The sequence below is a fragment of the Lelliottia sp. GFLA7 genome, from assembly GCF_056490165.1.
The window spans coordinates 1-458 of record NZ_JBWLAQ010000069.1; the positions used below are offsets into that span (position 1 = coordinate 1).

Sequence of the window (458 nt, forward strand, 5' to 3'; positions counted from 1 at the left end):
GGGTACCACGCCGAGACACCGGAGGAGGTCGCCGGCGCGCTTCGGTCCGCGCTCACCACCGCGGGGCCCGCGCTGATCGATTGCGTCATCGATCCGGCCGTCGGGGCCGAGAGCGGCCATCTGCAGAGGCTCGATCGTCCGGCGCACCAGGAGGAACCATGACCGAACACGACCCCGGCGGACACCTCGACCCCACCAAACCGCAAGCGCTCGAGGGGATCACGGTGGTCGACTTCACCCACGTGCTCGCCGGACCCACGTGCACCCGAATGCTCGCGGACGCCGGGGCGCGGGTCATCAAGATCGAACGTCCCGGAACCGGAGACGACACGCGGCAGATGGGTCCGTTCGCCGACGACGGCAGCTCCGAGTACTACCGGCTGGCGAACATCGGTAAGGAGAGCATCGCACTGAATCTGAAGGATGCGGACGACATGGCGCTGGTCCGGTCGATGATC

The 458-nt window shown here is 67.9% G+C and carries 1 protein-coding gene; it reads left to right on the forward strand.

Going from position 1 to position 458, the window contains the following annotated elements:
* Window positions 1–158: 158 nt before the first annotated feature.
* Window positions 159–458 (forward strand): CoA transferase (locus AC07RN_RS21185; protein WP_478337248.1); only part of this gene is annotated, 300 nt, incomplete at its 3' end.